Here is a 528-nt window from a genome sequence, read left to right as displayed (position 1 = left end):
GCAACCAACGATGACCACCTCTACTTCGACGCAGAGCACTTCAGAGCCGACTTCGCTGCTGATGTACCCGCTGCGGAGGCCGCATTCATGGCGAGTTCGCAGGTCATGCCGGCGCATGAGTCGTTCACCGCGCCGGTGAGCCAGCCGGCCTGGAAAACGAAGCCGAGCTGGGCCGTCGTGGCGACTCAGGACCGAACCGTGAATCCCGATCTCGAACGTTGGATGGCGAGCCGCGCGAAGAGCACGCTCGTGGAGGTTCCGTCGAGCCATGTCGCCTATCTGTCGCATCCGGCAGAAGTCGCCCGGGTGATCGAGCGGGCGGCCACTGCAACGGGCAGCCGCTGAGCGGATCGGGCCGGCTACTGGTGCGTAGGTACGCTGGACGAGCCGCGTGCCAGGACGCAGCGGCTGACCGACGACCGCTTCTCTTCTATCAAGAGACGCCGGCCGTCGGGCGTCGAATGGCAGATAGGAGTCGGGTCCGAACGTTAGAGCCGAAGTCGCCGGAGATGCGTGCGCGTCGCGAGC

General features: G+C 65.7%; 1 protein-coding gene. It reads left to right on the top strand.

Translation table 11 applies throughout. The features are described 5' to 3' along the window. The coding region (locus tag PQQ53_RS34975; RefSeq protein ID WP_408329309.1) for an alpha/beta hydrolase at positions 1-345 on the top strand (345 nt) is incomplete at its 5' end. Positions 346-528 lie beyond the last annotated feature (183 nt).

It is taken from the genome of Paraburkholderia strydomiana (genome assembly GCF_046030495.1).
GTDB lineage: Bacteria > Pseudomonadota > Gammaproteobacteria > Burkholderiales > Burkholderiaceae > Paraburkholderia > Paraburkholderia strydomiana_A.
Note: the sequence above shows the minus strand (reverse complement) of the source record. Positions and strands in the feature narration are given on the sequence as shown.